At 58.7% G+C, this 23,623-nt stretch carries 25 protein-coding genes and 1 tRNA gene; 17 read left to right on the forward strand and 9 right to left on the reverse strand.

The window, feature by feature from the left end; all coding sequences use genetic code 11:
• The first annotated feature begins 4,134 nt into the window (after positions 1–4,134).
• The 10 genes from D6C00_RS14155 (at position 4,135) to D6C00_RS14190 (ending at position 10,966) form a co-directional block, all read left to right on the forward strand.
• On the forward strand, positions 4,135–5,574 hold the full coding sequence (locus D6C00_RS14155; RefSeq protein ID WP_158675447.1) for a terminase TerL endonuclease subunit: 1,440 nt from the start codon (positions 4,135–4,137) through the stop codon (positions 5,572–5,574).
• The gene (locus tag D6C00_RS14160; protein WP_125182476.1) at positions 5,571–6,032 is read left to right on the forward strand and encodes a hypothetical protein; all 462 of its coding nucleotides are present in this window, start codon (positions 5,571–5,573) and stop codon (positions 6,030–6,032) included. The genes D6C00_RS14155 and D6C00_RS14160 overlap by 4 nt, the downstream gene beginning before the upstream one ends.
• A 19-nt stretch (positions 6,033–6,051) precedes the next feature.
• The gene (locus D6C00_RS14165; RefSeq protein WP_125182477.1) at positions 6,052–6,378 is read left to right on the forward strand and encodes a hypothetical protein; all 327 of its coding nucleotides are present in this window, start codon (positions 6,052–6,054) and stop codon (positions 6,376–6,378) included.
• A complete protein-coding gene (locus D6C00_RS15545) occupies positions 6,329–6,787 on the forward strand; it encodes a hypothetical protein (protein WP_158675448.1) in 459 nt (152 codons plus the stop codon). The genes D6C00_RS14165 and D6C00_RS15545 overlap by 50 nt, the downstream gene beginning before the upstream one ends.
• A 4-nt stretch (positions 6,788–6,791) precedes the next feature.
• Complete coding sequence (locus D6C00_RS15550; protein ID WP_158675449.1) at positions 6,792–7,460, forward strand: HK97 family phage prohead protease; 669 nt, start codon at positions 6,792–6,794, stop codon at positions 7,458–7,460.
• On the forward strand, positions 7,454–7,585 hold the full coding sequence (locus D6C00_RS16420) for a hypothetical protein (protein WP_255416799.1): 132 nt from the start codon (positions 7,454–7,456) through the stop codon (positions 7,583–7,585). Before D6C00_RS15550 ends, D6C00_RS16420 begins: the two co-directional genes overlap by 7 nt.
• An 18-nt stretch (positions 7,586–7,603) precedes the next feature.
• Complete coding sequence (locus tag D6C00_RS14175; protein WP_125182479.1) at positions 7,604–9,421, forward strand: phage tail tape measure protein; 1,818 nt, start codon at positions 7,604–7,606, stop codon at positions 9,419–9,421.
• Positions 9,421–9,693: a hypothetical protein gene (locus D6C00_RS14180; protein WP_125182480.1), complete on the forward strand. Its 273-nt coding sequence runs from the start codon at positions 9,421–9,423 to the stop codon at positions 9,691–9,693. Before D6C00_RS14175 ends, D6C00_RS14180 begins: the two co-directional genes overlap by 1 nt.
• A gap of 240 nt (positions 9,694–9,933) precedes the next feature.
• A complete protein-coding gene (locus tag D6C00_RS14185; protein ID WP_125182481.1) occupies positions 9,934–10,311 on the forward strand; it encodes a hypothetical protein in 378 nt (125 codons plus the stop codon).
• A 295-nt stretch (positions 10,312–10,606) separates the two neighbouring features.
• The gene (locus tag D6C00_RS14190; protein WP_125182482.1) at positions 10,607–10,966 is read left to right on the forward strand and encodes a hypothetical protein; all 360 of its coding nucleotides are present in this window, start codon (positions 10,607–10,609) and stop codon (positions 10,964–10,966) included.
• A 154-nt stretch (positions 10,967–11,120) separates the two neighbouring features.
• Here the strand turns inward: D6C00_RS14190 and D6C00_RS15660 are convergent, their stop codons facing one another.
• Both D6C00_RS15660 and D6C00_RS14200 read right to left on the reverse strand, forming a co-directional pair.
• Positions 11,121–11,915: a hypothetical protein gene (locus D6C00_RS15660; RefSeq protein WP_177433228.1), complete on the reverse strand. Its 795-nt coding sequence runs from the start codon at positions 11,913–11,915 to the stop codon at positions 11,121–11,123.
• A gap of 488 nt (positions 11,916–12,403) precedes the next feature.
• Positions 12,404–13,075: an SOS response-associated peptidase gene (locus tag D6C00_RS14200; protein ID WP_125182483.1), complete on the reverse strand. Its 672-nt coding sequence runs from the start codon at positions 13,073–13,075 to the stop codon at positions 12,404–12,406.
• Positions 13,076–13,137: 62 nt separating this feature from the next.
• Here D6C00_RS14200 and D6C00_RS14205 point away from each other — a divergent pair, with 62 nt between their 5' ends.
• On the forward strand, positions 13,138–13,587 hold the full coding sequence (locus D6C00_RS14205) for a hypothetical protein (protein WP_125182484.1): 450 nt from the start codon (positions 13,138–13,140) through the stop codon (positions 13,585–13,587).
• A 262-nt stretch (positions 13,588–13,849) separates the two neighbouring features.
• On the opposite strand, the gene D6C00_RS14210 is transcribed toward D6C00_RS14205, so the two are convergent.
• The 3 genes from D6C00_RS14210 to D6C00_RS14220 all read right to left on the reverse strand — a co-directional run bounded on the left by D6C00_RS14210 (position 13,850) and on the right by D6C00_RS14220 (position 14,875).
• Positions 13,850–14,194: a hypothetical protein gene (locus tag D6C00_RS14210; protein WP_125182485.1), complete on the reverse strand. Its 345-nt coding sequence runs from the start codon at positions 14,192–14,194 to the stop codon at positions 13,850–13,852.
• A gap of 62 nt (positions 14,195–14,256) precedes the next feature.
• Positions 14,257–14,541 (reverse strand): BrnT family toxin, encoded by a 285-nt coding sequence (locus D6C00_RS14215; protein ID WP_125182486.1) that lies wholly within the window; start codon positions 14,539–14,541, stop codon positions 14,257–14,259.
• 244 nt (positions 14,542–14,785) lie between these two features.
• Positions 14,786–14,875, reverse strand: a tRNA-Ser gene (locus tag D6C00_RS14220).
• A gap of 258 nt (positions 14,876–15,133) precedes the next feature.
• Here D6C00_RS14220 and D6C00_RS14225 point away from each other — a divergent pair.
• Together D6C00_RS14225 and D6C00_RS14230 are read left to right on the forward strand one after the other, a co-directional pair.
• Entirely contained in the window at positions 15,134–15,805 is a 672-nt protein-coding gene (locus D6C00_RS14225; protein ID WP_177433229.1) for a Bax inhibitor-1/YccA family protein, read from the forward strand.
• A 76-nt stretch (positions 15,806–15,881) separates the two neighbouring features.
• Entirely contained in the window at positions 15,882–16,070 is a 189-nt protein-coding gene (locus D6C00_RS14230; RefSeq protein ID WP_125182487.1) for a hypothetical protein, read from the forward strand.
• A gap of 63 nt (positions 16,071–16,133) precedes the next feature.
• Here D6C00_RS14230 and D6C00_RS14235 read toward each other — a convergent pair whose 3' ends face one another.
• The 3 genes from D6C00_RS14235 to D6C00_RS14245 all read right to left on the reverse strand — a co-directional run bounded on the left by D6C00_RS14235 (position 16,134) and on the right by D6C00_RS14245 (position 18,305).
• Positions 16,134–16,670: a hypothetical protein gene (locus tag D6C00_RS14235; RefSeq protein WP_125182488.1), complete on the reverse strand. Its 537-nt coding sequence runs from the start codon at positions 16,668–16,670 to the stop codon at positions 16,134–16,136.
• A gap of 4 nt (positions 16,671–16,674) precedes the next feature.
• Entirely contained in the window at positions 16,675–17,781 is a 1,107-nt protein-coding gene (locus D6C00_RS14240) for a sulfur reduction protein DsrS (protein WP_241546944.1), read from the reverse strand.
• Positions 17,782–17,867: 86 nt separating this feature from the next.
• Entirely contained in the window at positions 17,868–18,305 is a 438-nt protein-coding gene (locus tag D6C00_RS14245) for a tetratricopeptide repeat protein (RefSeq protein WP_125182490.1), read from the reverse strand.
• Positions 18,306–18,748: 443 nt separating this feature from the next.
• Here D6C00_RS14245 and D6C00_RS14250 point away from each other — a divergent pair, with 443 nt between their 5' ends.
• From D6C00_RS14250 to D6C00_RS14260, 3 genes are all read left to right on the forward strand, one after another.
• Positions 18,749–18,952: an Alvin_2107 family globule sulfur oxidation protein gene (locus D6C00_RS14250; RefSeq protein WP_125182491.1), complete on the forward strand. Its 204-nt coding sequence runs from the start codon at positions 18,749–18,751 to the stop codon at positions 18,950–18,952.
• A 258-nt stretch (positions 18,953–19,210) separates the two neighbouring features.
• Positions 19,211–20,938, forward strand: a complete 1,728-nt coding sequence (locus D6C00_RS16640; protein ID WP_125182492.1) for a S8 family serine peptidase — start codon at positions 19,211–19,213, stop codon at positions 20,936–20,938.
• A 273-nt stretch (positions 20,939–21,211) separates the two neighbouring features.
• Complete coding sequence (locus D6C00_RS14260) at positions 21,212–21,772, forward strand: VPLPA-CTERM sorting domain-containing protein (protein ID WP_125182493.1); 561 nt, start codon at positions 21,212–21,214, stop codon at positions 21,770–21,772.
• Between the two features lie 11 nt (positions 21,773–21,783).
• Here D6C00_RS14260 and D6C00_RS14265 read toward each other — a convergent pair whose 3' ends face one another.
• Positions 21,784–22,353: a hypothetical protein gene (locus D6C00_RS14265; protein ID WP_125182494.1), complete on the reverse strand. Its 570-nt coding sequence runs from the start codon at positions 22,351–22,353 to the stop codon at positions 21,784–21,786.
• A gap of 210 nt (positions 22,354–22,563) precedes the next feature.
• Here D6C00_RS14265 and D6C00_RS14270 point away from each other — a divergent pair, with 210 nt between their 5' ends.
• On the forward strand, positions 22,564–23,607 hold the full coding sequence (locus tag D6C00_RS14270) for an Sfum_1244 family protein (protein ID WP_125182495.1): 1,044 nt from the start codon (positions 22,564–22,566) through the stop codon (positions 23,605–23,607).
• Positions 23,608–23,623: the final 16 nt, after the last annotated feature.

Below are 23,623 nucleotides of genomic sequence, written 5' to 3' on the forward strand. Positions count from 1 at the left end.
GTTATTCATTATCTGTCATGGGCCACCACCTTCCTGTTCCGGGTCGGGAGACAACCCCGCCCGCTGTCGGTGGAATCTTGTGACGCCATCCTGCCCCAGCCCGCAAGCTGAGTAAGGAGCCCACCACAAGGCAGTTCCGAGTCAGCGAGGGCCCCCGCCTTCAAATTGCCGCCCTGCGGGAGCGTTATGGGTCGGCTCTCAGGGCGCTGGGAGTTCCTGATACTCACTGCCGGCCGCTCTGGCGAGTGTGCGCCGGGGCAACATGGAGGAAATCGACATGGAGGCCCGGACGTGGACGTACCGGGCCGAACGCATGGAAAGGCCAGCGGGAACATGTGTGCCCGGCTCTGCCCTGATCCGTGAAGCTCTAAGGCCCTGCACGTTCACGAAGATGCCCCTATGTGTTCCCCTCCACCCGTGGCAAAGCGCTCAGTGACGCAACCCTATCCAAGGTACATGTAGCTGATGGGCGGTGGAAGGCACAACCGCACGGGTGCCGCTCCACCTTCCGCACTGGTCGCCGACATAGCGAACTAATCCGAGAGAGGGTGGCAGAGAATGGCATGGCGCATACTATCCCCACGCCGTCGAATCCGCGTACATGGCGGTAATCTGATGACGAGCCGCACGCGCTGATGCAGTAATGGGCACGATTTCTCAACAAGCACACTGCTAAAAGGTGAGTGGTATCAGCGGCGGGTAAAACTGCAGGATTATGGATAGCCCAAGAACTGATAAAAGCTCTGCGTAGCCTGAAAAGAAAGTCACGGCGCAACAGTATTTAATCAGCCAGTTAAGCTTTGTCTTATGTTGAACGTCATTAACCGAGGGCAAGCGTGCCGGCCAAAGGTGCCCAGATGCTTGCCAGCTTCTATTCTCTTATGCCGATGTTCAGGCCGGAGGTATAGGTGATGAAATGACGAAAGAAGAAGCCAGCGAAGGACAATCGAGCTAACAACCCCTCTACCTTCATCAGCCTCTAAGAGGGTGGCAGGTGGAACATTGGCACCACGCAACCCCAAACGTTCAGATGTTCTAAACAATCTTTGAAAGCCTACACAAGCACTGAATACAAGAATGAATACCCCGATCAAATACCGAAGCGTTTGATACCATGCTTCCACCAGAAAATGCGGTCTGCTGTTTACGCGAGAAAATAAATCCTCCCCCCAATTTTTTTAACTTTCCCCCCCCCCGCGTCCTAATGTGTCCTCATGGGAGTATCATGGAGGCAAGGACGCAATGCACTACATCTCAGACCGAAAGCGTTGCGGAGCGATTGGAAGTAAGAGCCCGCGCCACAGCTTGTGGCGCTGACGGCGGCCGGCAAATTTCCTCAACCGATTAGACTTCCCCCGGCTGCACACGCTGGGCGACGTGAGGATGTGGGAAGCTGGGGGCTGACCGCCTGAAGGTAGCCGCATTAAAGAGCCCGAAACCCGCAGACCAGATCCGCCAGGCCCTGGAGACCCCGTCAGCGCCCCCGAAAAACCGCACCGACGAAGCCCGCCGCGTCCCTGTCATCAGAGGCCAAAGCCTGCGCGCGCGAAGCGGTTTAGAGCGGCGATTGAAGGGGGGCACCATGACCCCCGGAAGATTGCCCGAAAATGGGAGGGATGTTCCGCCCCGATCTGCCGCATCGAACCCCGAAGGCGGAAACGCAGGGCAGTCAATTGGATGGAGACGGTGCCTTGTTTTTACCTATCGGAATACGAAAAACGGCCGACGAGGCCTACGCGCAGCGGGTCCTGACGGCGAACACTATCAAAAGCCGGTTCCGGGAATGTGGCCGGAAGTATTACCGGCCAGGACCCCGCAAAAAGCAACTGAATCGGTCCGCCTACGAATCCTCACACAGATCGGACGGAGCAGGAGCCAGGCATGGCGGTAAGGAAACCGGAGCGAGGCCAAGGGTCGCCGTGAGTCGGGGCGATTCGTCCATTATGCCACAATCACTGCATCCAACCCGGCCGTGAAGACGCTGCACCCTGCATGCCGCTGGTACTGGTGGCCCTGGTCGCGCAGTATGACGGGAAGAACAACGGCGCTCTTGCACTGCCAATGCCGACAGCACGGCTGTTTGGCATATCGTCACCTGACACGCTGAGCCGGGGCCTCAAGGAATTGCGAATGCGTGGCCGATAATCCAGACGACCCAGGCTCTTATCACCGCCCGAGGTGGCCCGGTAATGCCCATCACCTGGAAGCCGACCGACGCCACTGAATGGAGCGCGAAAGCAGCGCCCCCACTAACGACTACCGGGGGTGGACCGATGCACCTGAATTAAAAATCCAGCCTCTCTCTCATCGTATCACGGCTGATACGACCATCGTATTCGGCACTACCGAAAATCCATTTTGGCCCCCTCCGGATACGACCATCGGATTCAATTTCAGCACATTCCCGGATAAGGACCATCGTAACCTCTAGATATCGAATACCACGGGGTGACGCTGTTGTGAGCGGTGAAAAGGGGAATTATGAACCTGAAATAGCGGGCGGGCCGATTTTGGGTGACTTGAATGCGATCCCTGGGTCGAGAGCTGTGCGACCGTGGCCTATACCTCAACCACCGTGGTCGGCCTGGTAGGCTGGCGCAACTTAACGACTTACGCCGTTGCCTGGCTTCCGTTGGATGATCCCGAATCATATAGCGAGGAAATCCAGAAGCAGCACAAAGCCAACATAACCGCATTCAACCGAGGCTGAAGAATTAACCCCACAGGAGAGACAACATGACTTGAACATTTCAACAACCCCGGGACCCACATCATCCGAGGCCAGCACTTAGCCCAACCACCAGCCAACAGCGGGTGGAATCGTCACGAGGTTTATTCCCCCGTCGAAGGAACATGACGGCGGAGTGCTCTATGGAGCTGGCGGGCCCATGTCGCGGCCAATGTCGCTATCAAGCGAAATGATGCCCTGCTTGCCAAGCACAAGCAACCTAGCGGAACAGCGTTGATCCAGCGAAATTCAAGCAGTGCGTACTATTGGTTCGGGCCTACGAACTCGCCACCAGATTTTCATGCTCGACATCCGGGCGTAATGAACCGATGACCTGGTTCAAGGAGATCGCGGAGGACTTTGCTGAATATACTGACAGGATAGTCCATCGCCCTAAAGCGAGGCCGGCACATAAGGGACGGTCCTCAGTGAACGAGCGCGTCATAAAACTTGTATCAACCAGCCGCTGTCTAATCTTCTCCCTTGGCACACCTGACTCGTTATCCGTTGGTTGCTCCATGCCACAGCGTTGGGGGGTGGGGAAGGCGCACCACACCCTTCCACTGGGTGGTCAAATCCTGGGAATAGCTTTCGCCCGACTGGCGGGATCGCTTCTTTGATCCGGTCACCTGATGAGCCTGTGCGCACCCTGCAACGTCCAATCAAACCGGGGCGGAAACAAGGGGGAGGGGGCGTCAGACCGTTGAAACCTCCCCTGCTAAAAGAAACAAATCAACGCGCGGGACCTTTGGCAAGATGAAAAATCCGCCGGATTAGGCGTAAGGATGAATCAATAGGCTAGAGAAACTCACAAGTCGGCCCGCTGGATTCTATGCCGAGGGGGGGCCTGCAACAGAAACACCCTGTCAACCGGTGCCCGGACGGTGGTGGAAGGACGTTTTACAGCATATCTGCTTGAGCCTTGCCTGCTGCATTCCGGCGACTGCTGACGCGGAGTCTACGCCTGGTCTTGTCCAAGCTCTCGGCAGCTGGTAAAATGGATATGGAGCATCACCCTATCATCACCGATGAGGGAGATTCCATGCCAGCCTGCTTCCCTGAACACGCTCAGCGGCGTGGTGGCAGAAAGGCTCTGCAACCCGGCATGGCCCGCGGGCTCCCGGGCTAAGGCTGTTAGCGTGAAAGAGCAGCGCGAGAAGGAAAGACCCCGGACGAGGAACAGTGGCTGCATGCACGGGAGGGGGGAGTCCTAGGTTTTTCCTCCCTGCCAAAACCGCACCTGGAGCGCACCAGTCCGCCCGGTTTAATCCCCGCGGTGGAAGACCCCACCGGAGCGGGGACCGTAGGTGCGCTGGCTGTCCATGCTCAAATCACCAGGGCAAGTTCGCGGGCAAGCGACTGGATAGAAATTTTGCCCCGCCCTGTCACGGAAGAAATGGGATACGGTGCCTGATGGCTCTGTTGATAATGCCGATCTGCGGCGGTTTTTTTCCAGGAACCTGCGGCCGATCGCAAGAAGAACGGCAAAAGCTCCTTGCGGGACTGCTGGCCAGTGGCCCCACACACTGGTATTCCCGGAAGAGCGCGGCAGCGGGATTGTGCTGGCCGCGACGAAGGAGCAGGCGGGCCTGGTTTATGACGGCATGGCGTCAACCGTTGAGGCCGATCAGTACCTGCAGAAGCAGTTCCAGGTCAGGCGCTACCGCAGCGACATCCTGCACCGGGATACCGGGACGGTGTTGAAGGCGGTATCCACCGAGCTGCATTCAACGGTCGGCACCGCTCCCAGCTTCTTTGTGGTCGATGAACTGCACCTGCTCGGGGCCAATCAGCGCGGTTCGGCAATGGTTCGCCAGCTCTCATCTGGCATGTCGGTGCGTGAGCACCCCATGGGGATCTATATCACCACCGCCCCGCTTGGGGTGGCCTCTGGCGTGTATGCGGCCATGGTATCCCGCGCCAGGCGCATCCTGGAGGGCAAAGCCGACAACGACCGCATGTTACCTGTCCTGTTCGAGATGCCCGAGGATGCCGACCTGGACAACCCCGAACTGTGGTGGATGCCAAACCCATCACTGGGGACCACGATCAACCGGGAATGGCTGGAGCAGGAACACCGCATTGCCAAGGCCGACCCGGACCCCTTCGCGCTCACGAATTTCTACAGTCAGCACCTCAATGTCCATGCCCAGGAGCGCATCGGCGTGGACCGCTGGTTGCCGCTCGATGAATGGGACAAGCATGCAGACCCCGATCTGACCCTGGAGCGAGTCGTGCGGGAATCGCGCTACTTGTTCGCTGCTGTGGATGCCGGCGGGCGGGATGATCCGAGCGTGCTGCTGGTCATGGGTCAGACGAAGGGCGGCGATTACCTTGTCTGGGCCCACCAGTGGCTGCACAGGGACGGTTATCTCAAGCGCCGGGAGACGGTGCCCTATGCCGAATTCGAGGCCGCAGGGGATCTGACGGTGTTTGATGAGCCAGACGCCGACATCACCGCCATCACGAGCAAGATTCTCGACCTTTCGCCTGTGAATACCGCTGTGGACCCGTATGGCCTGAAAACGCTTGTGGAGACGCTGGAGCGGCGCGGGCGGGACGTGACAGGCATCCCCCAGGGCTGGAAGCTCTCCCCGCACATCGACTACACGGAGCGCCTGATATACGCCGGACGTATAACCCACCACGGCGGCCCGATGCTGCGATGGAATATCGGCAATGCCCGGGCCGAGGATCGCCACGGCGCACGCAGCATGACAAAGCCATCGGGGGCCTCTGTCGGGCCTGAGAAGATCGACGGCTGCCTGTGCCTGATCATGGCCTGCGCCATTGCCACAGATCATAGGCCATCGGCCTATGAAGAACATGGGATCAGGGTGCTGTGAGTAACAGCGCCACTCAGCTGGAACAACTGCAACGCCGGTTCGAGGCCGGCAATGCGGTTGCCGCCTGGGAGGCGCTGCAGATCGTGCTGGAGGAAAGGCCCGCCGCTCTGCCCGACTGGCTGGCGGAATACCTGGCAGCTGCAGCGGCCAGCCTGCTCACGATTGAGCCGGACCCCGGACACCTGGCCGGCGCTGTGCTTGAGGCGCTGAGCCTGGCCGGCAATGTCGGCCCCTCTGTATTTACGCAGTACCGGACCCAGCGTCGCCGCGAGGCTGCCCTGGAGGAAATGGCACAGGAGATCCGGCGCGGGACAAGCCCTGAAATGGCAGCCGCAGAGGTAGGCGGTCGGCGTGGTTACAGCGAGACAACACTGATGCGGTATTACCGGGAATGGAAAAAGTCTCCCGGAAACCTGTTCCGCACATCAGGCGAAAGGTGCGGTACAAATGGACCATAACCCAACAGGAGGCAGCCACATGAAGAGCATTTCAGATTATCCGGAATACCAGAGCGCAGTGGAAAAGCTTGGCGAGCTGCAAAAGCAGCTGTCTGCCGAGATCGGCAGAATCAATGATCTGAGCGCGAAGATCGGCCGGAATCATGGGTCAATGGATTCTGTCACGGCCCAGGCCGAGGCCCTGCTGGATGGAGAGGATGCCCCGGCATCCATCAGCACACTGCAGCGCGAACTGGATGAAGCCATGGAACGCGGGGAAGGTACTCGAAGCCTCTGTCAGGCTGCAGCAGAGCCGGGTGGAGCGGATCAAGACGGCAAGTTCCGCAGAGGCGAATGCGGACATTGAAAAGCCCTACCGCGCTGCGGTCAAAAAGGCCATTGACGCGGCTGTGGCACAGTCCAAGGCATTTGCCGATGCCCGTCAGCTGGTCGATGACTTCATCGACGCCGGGTTTTTCTTCCACCAGCCTCAGCTGGCCCTGCTGGGTCGGTTTGGCCGTTGGGATGACCCGGACGCACACATCCATACCCTGCTGCAGGATGCCGAGCGCGAGGGGCTTATCGCTGCGAAGGACTACCCCCGACCGAAGCAGCACGGCCCTTATGACAATCTCCCGAAAGGACACAACGTCACCACTCTGGCCGCCGGCCCTAGCGGCATCCGAAAGGTTGAAATTGCCCGAGGCGGCAAGATCGTCAAGGAAGAAATCATCCACCGCCCCAATGATGAGGCAATGGCCGAAGGCTGGGGCTGACCCGATGCAGATCGCTGGCCTGATCCCGTTCCACACGCTCACGGAGAGCCCCCAGCCGTTCCGGGGGCGGTCTATGCGTGAGGTGCTGGCCCGTGGCTGTTTCCGGAATCATTTGAACGGCCGCACGATTCCCCTGACTGTGGATCACAATGATGCCCGCGAACTTGGCAACACCCGCTGCGGGCTGACGGTCTGGGAATCTCCTGAGGGCCTGCGGTTCAGGCTGGATTCCACCACTACAGCAAGGCACCCCACCATCATCACGGCAATCCGCCGGGGTGACATTACGGGCGCATCCTTCCGGTTCCTGGCGCTGGACTACGAAGAACGCAGACACCACGGCCTGGGAGAGGATGTGCGCACGATTCTGGAAGCCGAGCTGCGCGAGATCACCCTCATGCTCACGAAGCGGCCGGCCTACAACGCCAGCCGCGTCACCGTGGAACCCTCAAGCCAAAGGAGGCACTTCACCATGTATCACGATCCGATCACGGCCCGGCAGCGGGCTACGTCAGAAGGCGCCAGCGTGGCCCTGCGCACTGCCCCGCAGTGGGTCCGGGACCGCATCGAGGCGCAGGACAAAGCCGACGCTGACAAGGCCCGGCGTGTACCGCACTCAGTCAGTCACCAGCACAACCGCAACCGCCTGCGAATCGCGGAGGCGACATGTTGAGCCTGAACATAGGGGCGATGCTGGTCGGCCTTGTCGCTGTCGGTTATGGGCTGTGGCTCATCTACCCGCCTCTGTCCTTTATCGGCATTGGCGCGGCTCTGCTCTGGTCCGGGCTGCCAGATTAAAGCGATAGGAGGCAACACATGGCAGATTTTGCAAAAATCCAGGTTCAGCTGGAGGCCGAGAGCGCCAAGCTGCGCAAGGAGCTGGACCGGGCGAATGCCAAGCTGACCGGCTTTGAGCGTGGGGCTAAGAAGTCACTCGATGGATTCTCACGGGCTGCGAAAGCGGCTTTCGGCGTCTTCACTGTGGGGGCCATCGTAGCTGCCACCCGGAACGCGCTGGAATTCGCAGACTCCATCGACAAGGCCGCACAGCGGGCCGGTGTATCCGCATCCGCCTTGCAGGAACTTCGTTTTGCCGGTGAACAGGTCGGCGTCACCACCCAGCAGCTGGATGATGGTATGCGCCGATTCACCCGCAGATTAGGCGAGTTCGCCAATTCTGGCGGGGGTCCTGCCGCCAAGGCATTGCAGGAGCTGAACATTGCCATCAATGACACTGAGGGCAACCTGCGCCCCACCGAGGATGTCTTCAACGACGTTGTGCAGCGTCTGCAAGGCTTCGAGAGCCAGGCCCAGCGGGCAGCCTTCGCGGCACAGCTGTTCGGTGACGATGCTGGCCCGCAGTTGGAGCTTCTGCTGCGGCAGGGCGTAGACGGAATCGAGCGGCTGCGTAAATCCGCCAGCGTCATGTCGGATGAGCAGGTTGCTGATGCTGTAGCGGCAAAAGACGCCATGAATCAGCTGTCCCAGCAGTTCACAGTGGCGGCAAATAGCCTTGTTCTACAGCTGGCCCCCGCCCTGGAGGGGCTGGCAGACTTCCTCTCCACGTCCCTGCCGAATGCCTCAAACCTGGGGGCGCGGTCCATTGCCGCTATCCGGCAGGCCGCCCTGGAAGTGGGCGCGGCGGTCTCAGGCATGTCGGCTGACCTCTCCGAGACGCTGAGCAAGGTTACATTCGGCGAAGTCTCGAAGCGTCATGAGCAGTTCGCCAGGGAGTACCGGACCAGGGAAGTCGAACTGCGGCAGGCCATATCCCGCGAGATCCAGGTCCAGATCGATGCCCTGGATGATCTGGAGCGAAAGAATCAACGATTCACCCTCCCGGACGCTGGCGGCGGGTTCACCCCGTTGCCCTCGCCTGATGGCGATACCCGGGCCCCAACATCCAGCGGCAAGGCTGGGGATGCCCTGCGCGAAGCCAACCAGGAGGCCGAGAAGCTACAGACCATCCTGGACCGACTCTTCCCTGACCAAGCCAAGGCGCGCGAATTCAATGATGAACTTCAGCGCCTCCAGAAAGCCAATCTCCCAGCAGAACAATTGGCAGAGGCTGTCAGGCGGTTGCAGCAGGAATTCGCTGATGCCACGGGTGGACCGCGCAAACTGGCAGATGAATCCGAGGAGGCTTTCGAGGAGCTATCGGTATTCGCCGAACAGGCCGCCAGGAACGCACAGGACGCGCTTTCTGAATTCCTCTATGACCCCTTCGATGACGGGGTGGAGGGCATGGTCAGTGGCTTCTCAGACGCGATGCGGAAGATGGCGGCCGAGGCAGCAGCAGCGCAGATATTCGACGCAGCGGGCGAGTTCTTCGGCAGCGGCAGCGGGAGCGCCATCGGGAGCTTCTTCAGCGACATCATCCCCGGCTTTGCCAACGGGACGAATTACGCACCAGGCGGGCTGGCATTGGTTGGCGAACGTGGCCCCGAGCTGGTCAACCTCCCGAGAGGGTCACAGGTGTTCCCGAATGACCAATCCTCACGGATGGTCGGCAGCACCACGAATATCTCCGTTACCGTCACAGGAGAACAGGCCGACCGCAACCGCCAGAGCGGCGGCCAGCTGGCGCGTGATATCGCCCGGAACCTGGAGCGCGGCGCACGGAGGAACGGGTAATGGCACATGGACCCCTCGAACTGATGCAACTTGCAGACGGCATCGACAGCCTGGGCGGCGACCTGAAGTATGTAGCCAGCATCGGCAATATGAACGATGAGAAGCTGTCCGAGCTTGCCAGGCATTCGCCCGAGGAAATGGAGCAGCTATTCCAGCGGTTCCAGAAAATCGACAAAACACTCAGTAGCTTGCAGTCCCTTCTCGAACACTGGCAGGGCCGGCTGGCGCTGGCGCAGCGTGAGGCGACGGCACAGGATCAGCTTGATTCTTGACAGTGCAGCGATTCCGGGAGTAGCGTTAACGCTACGGGGCTGACTACCCCATACATAGGCGGATACCGCACCCGATAGCCATGCGGTATTTTTATGCCCATTTCCTGGGTATCCCCACCGATTATGTCGGGTGTCCGCGAATACAAGACCCTTCGGGGGAATAAGCGGGCCTGTCCTATGTCAGGTAGTCAGCACCCGGCACCCTATACTTCTGACTGAGTAAACATAGGAGATCTCACCATGACAGACAAAGGAATCCCCCTGAGCGATGCTGACAAAGCGGAGATCGATCACTTCATCCGCAGGCGCTCTATTGATCCAGCCCACTTCACCGAACCTTTCTGCGAACTGACCGCAGACGCGTCAAGGTTCAAAGACTTCACAGACGGAGATCCGCAGTTGATGCGTGAGGCATTGGCCAATATTCGCGGAATCAAGGAACGGGCTATGGAGGCACTGTACGGGGTCAACTGGCTGCTCCAACACGCACGCGATGGCAACAATGCAGTTGTCTGGGCGAAAGAGCCGCTAATGTTGCTCACCGAACTGGTGCAGGATATGGACGCCATAGACCGCGAGATTGTGGATCACATGATCAACGGGAGGAATGCAGCATGAGCGTCCCGGAGCCCATACAACAGATTCTTGATGGCGCACCTCTGCCTACCAAGACAATCACCCTTGAGGTCGATTTACCAGACTGGGCGCGATACCTGGCCCAAGACAAGGACGGCACATGGCGCATTTTCGTCGGACCGCCTACCGCAACAGGGGGCGGCCCTCACTACCCCGCCTGGTGGGATGCAGGCCGATTCCGGTCCGAGATACTGGTCCAAGGTCATACACCTAACCCAGGCTGGCGGAACACGCTTCACCCAATCCACGACACCGAATGATGAGAGGGGATATCACAATGAGCGAACCCGCATATAAGGATTTTGCTTGCCGTCTTCAAGACTCACTGATCGAACAGGGTATCGTGTCCAAGGCAGATCAGGAGGATGCAGTAGCCAGGGCTGCAGAGGTTACAAAGCGCACTGCAAGGCGGTACCTCAGTGGCCTGAATCGGCCGCAGTATTTTGATCCGCTCAGCGGTATGGCGGATGTCTGCAAGGTCATGCCTATGTGGCTTTATTCAGGTGAAGGGCCTCGCACAAAACGCGAAGAGGAATTCTATTGGCAACTGCTGAAGATGCCACCCGATGACAGGATGGCCCTGCATAGGGCGTTGACTCTCCTGCCCGTGAAAACAGCCAACACTGCTTACCAGTAGGGAAGGCGGGATTACAGAAATATAATCCCCGGCTTACAGAACCCTGCCGGTCTGTTTGAGAGAATGCCTCGGCGCTGAGCGACAATCTGTCAGCGACCCGATACAGTCAGGGAAGGCGCAGCCCCCGTCCATGTGGCGGGGGTTTTTGTGTGCGCTATTTCTTGCGGGCTATGCCGATCAGGCCGAGGAGGCCGGAGCCGAATAGCCATGCGGCGGCAGGGATAGGGACGACCGACGCTCCCACATCACCATCATGCACCGCCCATGATTGATAATTACCGTACTTATAACCGGGAGCATTATTACCATAACTCATATCGAAGTGCCAGGCATAATGGTCATTATCTGGTGCGTACTCCATGGCAGTCCAAAAATAAGCGTGTTTGACATTTGAGAACGGCCCAGTATTCGATATCCCCCAGCCTGGCTGGGGGCCGCTGCATGACGATGTAGTTGAAAGGCTAGGATCACAATAAGACAGATTACCTAATGTGTTGAAGGACATATGCGCTAGCTCGTTGGCTGTGCTGCCCGCATACATAGTTCCAGGGGCACTTATGTTAGTGCCACGGTCTTCGGTGCCAATATATGAAAAGTTTTCATCGTTAGCAGTGGTACCATCAATCGGGTTAGCATAGGGTAATCGCCAGCCAGTGATGCCACTGCCGTAGGGATCTAAGGTAGCCGCCCAAGCGTTGGCATCAGACCAGGTCATTTCCGTACCGGCATAGAACACGTCCGCCATCCAGGTCACGTCCAACACCGTGTCGTAATATGCCTCGGTAGTGGCAGCATTGCCGTCAAGGTCGCGGCCTTGTAGGGTGGTTTCCCAAGTGCCCTGCCCACTAACAGAGACATCGAAAGTGCCAGAAGAGGCTGCGAAAACTGTTGATCCTGTACATGCAATTAGAGAGCACGCCGCAATGGCGCTAAGTGTCTGCTTTTTCATGGTTTCCTCCGAGGTGTTATTAGTCTTGGTTAGGGCTATTTTGCCCTTTAGTATTTAGCGTACCATATGAAAGACCCTAATCAAGTTAGGTTAAGAGGAAATTACACCGACTATCATTGCCGAATCGGGGCCGGATGCCTGAAACAACTATCCAAGATCAGAAAATTTCTTGAAATTAATTAATAACCTATTGTTTATTAATGGGTGATATTGGACTACAAATCCGTGTGCCTCGGCTCAACTCCGGGCCCAGCCTCCCTCTCAAGTCCCTAATTCACCTCGAACAAATAGTCCCACTGGAATTGGGATGCAGCACTACAGCCGCCTCCAGGCGGTTATTTTGTGCCTGAAATACGCTAAGCCATGGCCCGCGATTGATTGCTGTGCTAGGGCAATCTTGTAGTTGCCTCCTCTCTGGCTCCATCTACCGGACCCTATAAATACTTAAAATCATTGCGCTCGCCCTGAAGAAATTGCAGTGACATGTTTCACGTAGCTTCCCAAGGTTCTATCACTTTCGATGCATCCAATCGGGTGTAATAACCTACGTGGAAGCCTTCCCACCCCTCACCTGATACAGGCTGTAGCAACGACTGCAACTGCCCAGGCTTCGCCTCCGGGTCCAGCCATTGCCCCCATGCCGCAGCCAGTAGAATAGCTGGCATTCGGGGGTGTATCTCCCCAACCACGCTGTTGGGTTCAGTTGTGACGATGGCGCAGGAATCGAAGCCCTCCCCGCCTTCTGGCGGCTCCCAGCGCCCCCACAGGCCCGCCATGAAGAACGGCTGCCCATCCTGGCGATGGAAGTAATACTGCGGCTTGCGCTTCTCTCCGGTGTCCCTGGGCTCATAGAAGCCATCGGCAGCGATCAGGCAGCGGAAGTGCTGGAAGGGGAAGCGCCATAGGCGGCTACTGGTCAAGGTCTCAGCCTTGGCATTGATGGTGGAATATCGGGTCTTAGGCTGCTTCTCGAAGGGCGGGATATACGGCCAGCGCAGTAGAGCCAGCTCCCGCACCCCATCCGCACTGATCCGGCAGGCCAGCACTGGCTGTCCCGGCAGGATGTTGTACCGGGGCGGCAGGTCATCCAGGTCGCATTGCGCCTGCGTCATCTCGGCAAAGCGCTGCGGCGGGGTAGTTCGGGCGAAGCGGCCGCACATGGCAGAGACTCCGGTCGTGGGCAGTCCCCGAAATATACAGAATTCAGCCGGATAGCCCAACGATGCAGGCACCCGTCCGGATGCTGTATATTTATCCAGTGATTCCCGCAGTCGAATATCCCTACCTTGGACGAGATATCCGGGTCCGTTTCAGCGTGCCCGGCGTCTGTCTGCCCGTGCGTACCCGCTCAGGCGGCGTCCTGCTACTGCCCTGGGGGCAACGGGAAGGCGAGCCCGGCCCCTTCCCCCTGGGCAGCTGTGCCAGCCTGGAGGCGATCAAGGCCGGCGAGTGGGACTACTGGTTCCCGATCCCGGTAAAGCTGCCCCTGACCCGAATGCTTGAGCTGGACCGCCACCGGCGCTGCAGCTGGTCCTTTCCCCTGGTTCGGGGGAATTGCGTCCAGGGCCTTGTAGCGAGGGATGGGGCTGAGCAGCGGGTGTATGTGGTCACTTTCTGGTGTGAGGATGAAGGGGTGCAGTTGCCGCGAGTGATGGTCAGCCCTGGATGCTAATCAACCTGCAGGGAGCAGCCGCATGATGGGCGTTTACAACCAGAGCATGAAATGGCTTACAGATGGATAATCCAGGACTGACAGGCTTCAGCCAAGCCCTGTCGGATACTGCAGGGGCGCTAAGCGACTATCTGTCAGCGACCCGATACAGTCAGGGGAGGCGTAGCCCCGTCCATGTGGCGGGGTTTTTGATTACTGTATAACAAAAAAATAAGCCCGAAAAAAATCGGGCCACAATGAATTCTATATCCTTGTAAATTGTTCAAGCTCGCTTACGAGATTCTTCAATTTCTTCCATTTGCCTTTGTTCCTTAGCTTCTTGTTCTTCTGCTCGAACGCACTCTCGTAGCAGCCTTTTCGTTTCTGAGTCAGCGAATCTCTTTAGGATTTGGCGCATCAGTGTTTGATAGCCAATGCCATTAATCTTCGCGATTAGCTTGAAGTCTTCGATAAGCGATTTTTGCAGACGAATAGAGATCATCTGAAGCTCTAATGCCTCATCGATTGTGCTTTCGTTTATATCGGCGACTTCGACGTATTTTTCGTCGCGTCCCAATTCGCCGGTTTCCCAGGCTTCTTCAGTTCCGCGGATTTTGCGCTTAGCCATGATTGTTCCTTCGTGAGCTGAGCGAGTGACATATATAGAAATGTCTATAGTTGTATATACGATTACATGGCGTATTTCTCGTAAATGCGAATTTCCTTAGAATTTGCCGGATAGGCCGTTTTAATGTAAATGTCGCCATCTTCCATAATGAAAACGACTTTCAATATCCTCCCGAAGTAAGTTTCCGCCACGAACCACTGACTAGGTGGATCTGTTAAATGCTCTTCACGAGTGTCTTTGAGAAAACCACCCTCACGTGTAGCAAAACACTGGATGACTTCCTCTTCGCTAACGCTGTGCTTTTCGATCAGTTTAGCCTTCACCCTGCTCGATACAATTAAAGCCATCGTCCGTAACCATCGTTCTGTTTAGCGGCATACGCACCACAATCTGTATATCTCTTGTATATACAAGCGTATAGACGTACATGGACCTGGTCAAGGAGAAAAATCCTAGTCCAGGTGAGAGGCGAGAAATATATTTCCTTTTAAATTAGTTGGTTATAGTGCCGATGGCACATTTTGAAAATGTTAGGTAGGAAGTTGGGTAGATATATAAAATAATAATAACTAACTGTTTTATAAGGATAATTGGCGGAGGGGGTGGGATTCGAACCCACGGAGGTCGTTAAACCTCGCCGGTTTTCAAGACCGGTGCTTTCAACCGCTCAGCCACCCCTCCGGATCGTGCCTGATCCAACCCCGGGCGGAACCGGGGAATGTCGCCGCCGATGACGGCAACCCGCCCTGAGCCGGGCGCCCGGCTCAGGCGGCCGCATTATGCCCCGGGACGGCGGCGAAGCCAAGGTTTTTTCAAGGGAAATCGCCCCCATATCAAGACCGCTGGCCTTGTCCCGTCGGGACCATCCCGGTATGCTGAACTTTAGATTGAGTCAACGTGTCATAGTGGTAGTCAATTCCACAGGAGGACGAACCGACAATGAACACCCCTGAACAGATGATGGCCCGCTCGCAGACGGCGACGCTGGCCACCAACAAGCTGCTGCGCAACACCTTCACCATGCTGTCCATGAGCCTGATCTTCAGCGCAATCATGGCCAGTGTGTCGATCGTGATGTCGGCCGGCTTCGGTATGTCCCTGGTCGCCATGCTGGTGGCCTTCGGCCTGCTCTGGTTCGCGCTGCCGCGCACCGAGAACTCCGCCGCCGGTATCGGCGTCGTATTCGCCTTCACCGGCCTGCTGGGCTTCAGCCTGGGACCCATCCTGACCCACTACCTGGCATTGCCAAACGGCGGCCAGTTGATCGCCACTGCCCTGGGCGGCACCGGCGTGATCTTCATGGGCCTGTCCGGTTACGCCATGACCACCAAACGTGATTTCAGCTTCATGGCCGGCTTCCTGTTCGTGGGCCTGATCGTGGTCATGATCGCGGCGATCGCCAACATCTTCCTGGCCATTCCGGCCATGTCGCTGGCCATCTCCGCCGCGGTGGTGCTGCTGATGAGCGGGCTGATCCTGTTCGACGTCAGTCGCATCGTCAATGGTGGCGAGACCAACTACCTGCGGGCGACGGTGGCTCTGTACCTGGACATACACAACCTGTTCATCCACCTGTTGCACCTGCTGGCGGCCTTCAGCGGGCGCGAATAGCTCCGGCGGCCAGTCGCTGACGCAGGCCAGCCAGGCCACGGTTTCGCCGTGGCCTGTTTTTTTGGAGGGAACCGGCATGGAAATGTGGATGAAGATCGGGGTGGCCGCGCTGCTGGGCGTGATGGTCTGGCGGTTGTGGCCGGCGGCCAACCACTGGCTCAAGCACGGACCACGTGGCAGCAGCCAGGACTGGCAGGCGGCACTGCTGCCGATCCTGGTGGTCGTGGCCTTCGTGGTGCTGCTGATCCTGCTGGTGCGGGGTTAGGTTGGCGCATAAATCCCCCCTCACCCCTGCCCCTCTCCCCGGCGGGGAGAGGGGATGGTTGTGTCAGACCGCCATGGCGCTGGTGACCTCGAAGTCCTCGAAGCTGTTCTTCAGCCAGCGATAGGCCGTGTGCCGCGCCCAGCGGGTCAGGGCCTCGTCGTTTTCCCGCTTCTGAAACACCCCCACCACCAGACCCACCTTGATGGTATCCGGCGTGTAGTGTTCGACCAGCTCATTGTAGGCATTGAGCTGGGAGGGCCGCACCGTGGGCATGGTAAATGCCACGGTCTGCACCGACTGGAAACTCAGACTGGCGAAGATGGGCCGCAGCTTGCGGTGAATCTCCTCGCGCACCAGGTTGGCGACGAACCAGCTGGTATGGGAAGCGGCCTCGAGCAGCTCCGGATCCAGTCCGCCATTGTTCTCGAAGAAATCCAGCGCCGGGTAATAGCCCAGTTCGTGCTCGCGTACATAGGCCACCACCTGATCGGCCAGCTCGGTACCGATGACATAGGGCGAGGATGGCAGGTGGCGTTCGAAAACGTGTTCCGGCAGTCGAACGAGTATGTTGAGTGCGATCCTGTTGAGCTGGATGGACACGCGATCAGCGCCTGCCCCGCAGCACCTGCAGGTGCTCGAACAGGGGGCTGGTGATGGGTTCGATCTTGCGCCGCATGACACTGCCGATGGCATCGGTGCGGGCGAAGGTGGGCGCGACCAGACGCTCGCCCACGCCCGAAAACACACACAGGGCATGGATGGCATCGGCCTGGTCGGGCAGGCATTCGAGCAGCTCGGCCAGTACCGTGTCACCGGTGGCTGCCGGATCCTGCCGGCGCTGCCCGGCCTGCGCCAGCACGGCCTCGATCTCGCGCAGTCGCTCGCCCGGGGCGGCCACCGGGCTGAAATAGTCCTTCAGCGCCTCGAGCAGCTCCACCACCACGTCCTGGTTGTTGGGCTTGCGCAGTACGGTTTCGACCGTACGCAGGTAAGCCTGCCCGGCCGGGCTGTAGATCCGGTCCAGCAGCCGGGCGGCGGGATTGCCCTGCTCCAGCAACGGGCGCATGGCGCAGCGCACGTCCTCCCGGGCCGGATGCGGCGGATGTTCCTCCGGCAGTTCATCCGGAACGGCCTGCAGAAAACCGACGTAATAGGTGTTCTTGTGCCGGGCGCGGGCCCAGATCCTGTCCCGCGCCTCGGCATCGATCAACCCCGGCTGGAGAATCAGACGCACGCTTTCGATCATATCCTGCGGGTTTTCCTCGAACGGCAGAAACTCGATCAGGAACTCGGCCAGTTCCCGACCCAGGTCGCTCCTGGCCACGCAGTCGCGCGCCAGCATCTTGCGGGCATTGTCGGCGCTCGGCATGGCCCACCAGGCCCGGCGGGCGAGGTCCTCGGTCAGGCCCCGGGCATGTACCACGGCGACCACCGCCTCCGGCTCACCCAGCATCAGCAGCTTGTCCAGGTTGTTGTCGCGGGTCTGGCCCATGCGGGTCCAGCGCTTGAGGTAGACGGGATAACCGCCGGGCGAGCCCAGCACCTGGGTCGAGAGCAGCTCCTTGACCTGCTTGACGTAGGATTCGTCCCGGCAGTTCGGATTGAGCCTGACCGCCGTCTCGCCTCGCGGCGACAGGGCATAGACGGTCATGGAGGACTCGTCGATACGCACCGCCTCCAGCTCGTTGGCCAGCATGACATTCAGGCGCAAGGCATCTTCAGAGGAAAGTTCCATTTTTATAGACAGCTAGTTATAAAAATAAATCAATGTAACGTATAAGATGTGCGACCGGCCGTTCAGACGGCATCATCGAACCCGGCCAGTTTATACAGACGCCGGGCCTCTTCAAGGTTCTGCTCCACTCCGTTACCCTGCTCGTACATCATGGCGAGCGTGGTCAACGAGCCGGCCATACCCTGATCAGCGGCCATCTGAAACCACCTGGCGGCCTCTTCGCCGTTTTTCTCGACACATTCGCCCTCAAGGTACATGAACCCGAGGCCGTGCTGGGCCAGGGCATGACCCTGCTCGGCAGCGGCCCGCATCCATTTATGGGCCAGTTCGTCGTTGCGGGTCATACCCAGGCCGTTCTGATAGATGATCGCCAGGCGGTGCTGAGCCTCGGCATTGCCCTTCTGGGCGAAGGGGCTCAGCATCTGGGCGGCCCGGGCGAAATGCTTGGCCTCGAAAGCCGCCATGGCGCTGCTGAAATCGACATCGTCTTCAAATGACATGGAATCCTCCGGACGGCTGTTCCTGTGCAAACGAATAGTTTACCAAAATAATAAGGAATCAGGGAGACCCCGGAGGATCCGCCATGCCGATGCTGCTGTTTGATTTATCTGGGAAATCCCTCCCTCCTGGAGGGTTGGCGCCTCCCTCTATGGGGATATACGTCGGGCTTGGGCATATCTGTATACTTGCGCATCCTGAAGGTAGGCCTGCGCCCGGCCGCAGGCGGCACATCGGCCATGGGCCAGATGCATGAATGCAGTGTGACCGACGCTGACACCATATCGCGACGCGCAGCTGTAACCAGAAGGTTGCCACCGGTCCGGAATACAGTTGAAGCGGCAACCCGCCAGGAAAGGCTGCGCCCCAGGGGATGTACGGTTGCCTTGAAATAGTGGAAAATACCCGGCTAACTGAGATCGAGATCAGAGAAGGAGAAGCAAGCATGAACCCGCATCAGGCATATTATGACGCAGTCACCAAGATGGAAGAAGCTGGTGTCGACAGTGACTTCATCCAGGGCTGGCAGAGCGGCTACTGGCTGAATCCCGAGCGCGAAGAGCAGCGTGTCACCGACGCCTACAAGGCCGGCTACGAGAAGGGCAAGGAAAAGGATCCGACCGGTTTCGAGGACTGGATCAAGAAGTAAATCCGGCTCCCGGGCAGTATCCGAAGCCTGCGACAGCCGCCCTTTTCAGGGCGCTGGCCGCGGGTTTTTTTATGTCCGGCAACCGCACGGAGCGATATGATATTATATTTATAATACAGTTAGTTATTAGATATTTATAATTCTTTTTCTAGTTTTATCCTGGCCTGACACCATTGACTTGCCTGCCCCGTATCGGGTCTAGTAACGGAAAACGACAAGATACCAATAACAAGATCAAGAAAGCTGGAGGGGGATGTGATGTCGATTCGACGCCTGCTACTGGCGTGTCTGTGGTTGGGCGCCTGTCCACTGCAGCCCGTCACCGCCGCACCACCGTTGCCGACCGACATCAGGAGCTATGTGGTCCGTTTCGCACCCGAGGCCGAGCCCGGCCGAGCGGCGCAGCAGCTCGAACAGGTGGTCGGCGCCAAACCCAGATACCTGTACCGCCACGCCATCCAGGGCATGGGCATCGACCTGCCCGCCCCTGCCGTCGAGCGCCTGCGCCGGCATCCGCTGGTCGCCGGCGTGGAGGAGGCTCAGCTGTTCGAACTGCACGCCCAGCAGTTGCCGACCGGGATCGACCGGATCAACGCCGAGCTCCACCCCGTGGCAGCCATCGACGGCACCGGGACCGCGGTCGACGCCGATATCGCCATCATTGACACCGGCGTGGATCTGGATCATCCCGACCTGAATGTCTATCGCTACGCTTACTGCTATCAGAAAAATCCCCGGTCGGGGACCTGCAACGAAGGTGACAACCGCGCCGATGATCGGCAGGGCCACGGCACCCATGTCGCCGGCACCGCCGCGGCGCGGGACAACGGCATCGGGGTGGTCGGGGTCGCACCGGGCGCACGCATCTGGGCCGTCAATGTCCTCCGCGATGACGGCACCACGACCGCGTTGGAGATCATTGCCGCACTTGATTATGTCATCGCCAATGCCGGCGAGATCGAGGTGCTCAACATGAGCCTGGGCTTCACCGGCAGCAGCAGTACATTCGACAGTGCGGTGAGCAATACTGTCGGCGCAGGCGTGACCTTCGTCACTTCAGCCGGCAATGACGCCGTTGATGTCGCCAATGTCAGTCCTGGCGGACATCCGGACGTGATCACCGTATCGGCGCTGGCCGACAGCGACGGCCTGATCGGTGCCCAGGGCAGTCTGAGTTTCACCTACAACACCGCCGACGGTAAATGCACCGAGAACCAGGACGACTCCTTCGCCTGTTTCAGTAATCATGGCGCCGGCGTGGACCTGATGGCGCCCGGCGTGAGGATTCGCTCCACCTATCTCGATGGTGGCTACAGGAACCTGCACGGAACCAGCATGGCCAGCCCGCACGTGGCCGGTGCCGCCGCCCTGTACCGGGCCGAGAACCCCCATGCCAGCCCGGCCGACGTGAAGGCCGCGCTGGTCGCCATGGGTGATCCGGCCCCCTGCGGCCCCTCTCTGTCCCTGTGCGGGGATGATCCCGACGGCATCCAGGAACCCCTGGTCCTGCTCACCCCCCATTCCGATGTTGATGTCGACAATGTCCTGGATGATCTGGACAACTGCCCGACCATCCACAATCCGGACCAGTCCGATACGGATGGAGACGGCGTCGGCGATGCCTGCGACCCGGACCGGGACGGAGACGGCATCGACAACGGGATCGACAACTGCCCCGACACGGCCAACGCGGCCCAGCTGGATCAGGACGGCGACGGCGTGGGGGATGCCTGCGACAACTGCACCCTGCACGCCAATACACTGCAGCGCGATACGGACGGGGACGGCTACGGCAACCGTTGCGACGCCGACCTGGATAACAGCGGATTAGTTAATCTGGCTGACTTTTCGCTGTACAGACAACGATACGGGACGGATGACGCCGATGCGGACTTCAATGGCGACGGCATCGTTAACCTGTCAGATTTTTCGATATTCAGGTCTTTCTACGGGAATCCGCCCGGACCTTCGGCCGGGACTCCTTAACGACGAGGGTTTCGCTGCCGCCCTGCGGCTTTTCTGTCGATTTTGATTACAGCTTATTCTGGCAGCGATTTTCGCTTTTTATATCAACTTATTGAAATAACAGGTTAAAACATGGCATAACAGAACTTCGCATACATCACAGCATGTCGTTTTATTTAACAGTTTTGTCCGGATGATAAACTCAACTCATTGTTTATTAATATATTATATTTCAGGTACAGATCATGCTTCCTGACAGGCAGCCGACAATCCTGATAATTGAGGTGCCTAATAATGACTAAAATGCCCATCAGAGCCATTCTGAGTGCTGCACTGCTTGCCGCATCGTCAGCGCAAGCCGTCACCATCTCACTGGATCCGGCATCAACCACGACCGTAGCCGGCAGCAATTTCAGTCTGAATGTACTGGCCGATTTTTCATCGACTGAAATCATCACCGGCTCGGTCGAGTTCAGCTTCGACTCGAGCCTGCTGGGCTATACGGATTTCAGCTGGAACAGCGACTTCAAGACACTGTTTCCGTATACCGAACTCATAATCGAGTCCAGCGAGGTAGTCAGTATCGGCTTCGGTGCTCTGAGTGGTTTTGGTACGGGTGACGGCCACACCATCGGCACGATCAGCTTCGATGCATTGGCGCCTGGTTCGACTTCCGTCGCCATGGCCACCAGCAGCTTGCACGGTGATTATGAGGATTCCAGTTACAACGTGGTCAATGCCAGCTTCAACGACGCCTCAGTCGACCTCTCCGCCGTCCCCGTCCCCGCCGCTGTCTGGCTGTTCGGCAGCGGTCTGATCGGCCTGGCAGGCATTGCCCGCCGACGCAGCGCCTGAGGCGCATTACCTCAGGCCGATTCCTCTTTGGGCAATTCCGGCAGCAGGCTGGTAATGGCCCGTTTCATCGTCTTCATGAAAAAGGGCACCTCGATGTCGATGATCTGGGTGGTGACCCACTTGCGCTGATGCTCGCCCAGAACCTGGGTGACCTGGTCACCGAAATAGCGTGACATCTGGAAACTGGGTTCGTAATCGAAGAAACCGAACTCGGCATAGCCGTCCATCCGGTCATTGAGCAGATTGATGAAGGGCGCACGGTAGTCATCCGGCCCGGCCAGGTCGCGGCCGTTGTCCTGGACATAGTCGGCCAGCTTCTTCGCCAGGGCGTTGATGAAGATCGCCCGCTCTTCCTCGTCCATCCTGTTGTAGACGATCCGGTCCACTGCGTGCAGCAGGAAGGCCAGATATTCCTCGATCACCGTCAGGCGCTGTATCTGGGTGTCGGTCTGGAAACCTTCGTTCTCCAGATTCAGCAGCGACTGCATGCACATCCGCCACAGGGTGAAGCTCAGCGCACTGGCCGTGTCCTCGATGGTGCGCTGTTTGTCCTTGTTGTTCCAACGGGTCTTGATACGCACGGAAATTCCTCTGACTTAACAATGTATTTCAAAATGTTGGATCATATTCTTTGACCAGATTATAGCACTGCTTCGCTTTGTCATCCGGCCCGACCCATGCTAGGATGCCAATAGTATACCATTTTACTCGGGATTTCACGGCAACACGGCAAGCCGCCGGGACATGCTTTATTCTAATCGAGGCGGTCCCCCATTGCAGAGGATGTTGAGATGCAGGATGAGTGGAGCAGCCTGAGAGACTCCGTACAGCACAACTGCCACATTTCCGATGCCGCGCATGCCGGTGACTACACCCTGTGCGTCTATCTGATGAAGATGCGCGAGTTCTATCGCTGGGAAAAGGGCTACGCCTATGCCGACTCCCTCCCCCATCAGGAGGTCGGTGACTGGCTGCGCGAACGCGAACAGCTGTGGGAGGATCTGGAGGCAAGCGATTTCGTCAGCCTGCCGCTCGAGGACCAGGCCCTCGATCCGCTGGAGGCCGAACAGGTCAACACCCGGCTGCTGCCCCAGGGTCTGGTCTACTCGGCCGGCTACGGCCAGCGGGCCAAGCCGCACTTCTTTCTCGGCCGGCTGGACCGTCACGAGGATACGGGCGAATACCGACTGATCGTGGCCGGCGAGGAATTCGCCCGGGATCTCACCTCGCCGCCGGCCATGTCCCAGAACGGCACCATCTTCATCCGCCGCCAGGCCCTGCGCCAGATGATCTGGGAGAAGATGGAGGAATGGCGCTGGAATCGGCTGGACAACCCCATGGGTCGGGCGATCCGTGCCTATGACTTCGAGCATGACCCCGACGGCTCACTGGACACCATGGCCGAGGCTCAGATCGACACCTTCATCCTGCACGAGATCGGGGAGGTCCAGTGCGGACGCGAGCTGGGCCCCGAGTGGGAGGAAATGCTGGCCAGCTTCCCCCGTTCCAGGGCCGAGATCCAGGCCCGCGCCGTGCGTGACAACCTGGCCGATGCCCTGTCCACCCTGCCCCGGCTGCTGGACAAGGCCGATGCGGCCAGTCTGCATTTCTACTTCGCGACCCTGACCAACATGCGCAAGAGTCTCACGCCCAGCCTGGTCGATGCCTACCAGACCTGGCACCGCGAGGGCAACGACTCGGTGCTGAAGGCCATCATTCAGCGCAGCCAGTCGCACTGGCGCCGGGTGGCCGAGGCCGTGCTGGAAGACTTCCGCCGCCACGGCCGCGGTTCCATGGAACGCATTCCCGACTTGATCGAAACCAACGCGCTGTAAGAAAATTACCCTCTTT

The sequence above is a fragment of the Thiohalobacter thiocyanaticus genome, from assembly GCF_003932505.1.
Taxonomy (GTDB): domain Bacteria; phylum Pseudomonadota; class Gammaproteobacteria; order Thiohalobacterales; family Thiohalobacteraceae; genus Thiohalobacter; species Thiohalobacter thiocyanaticus.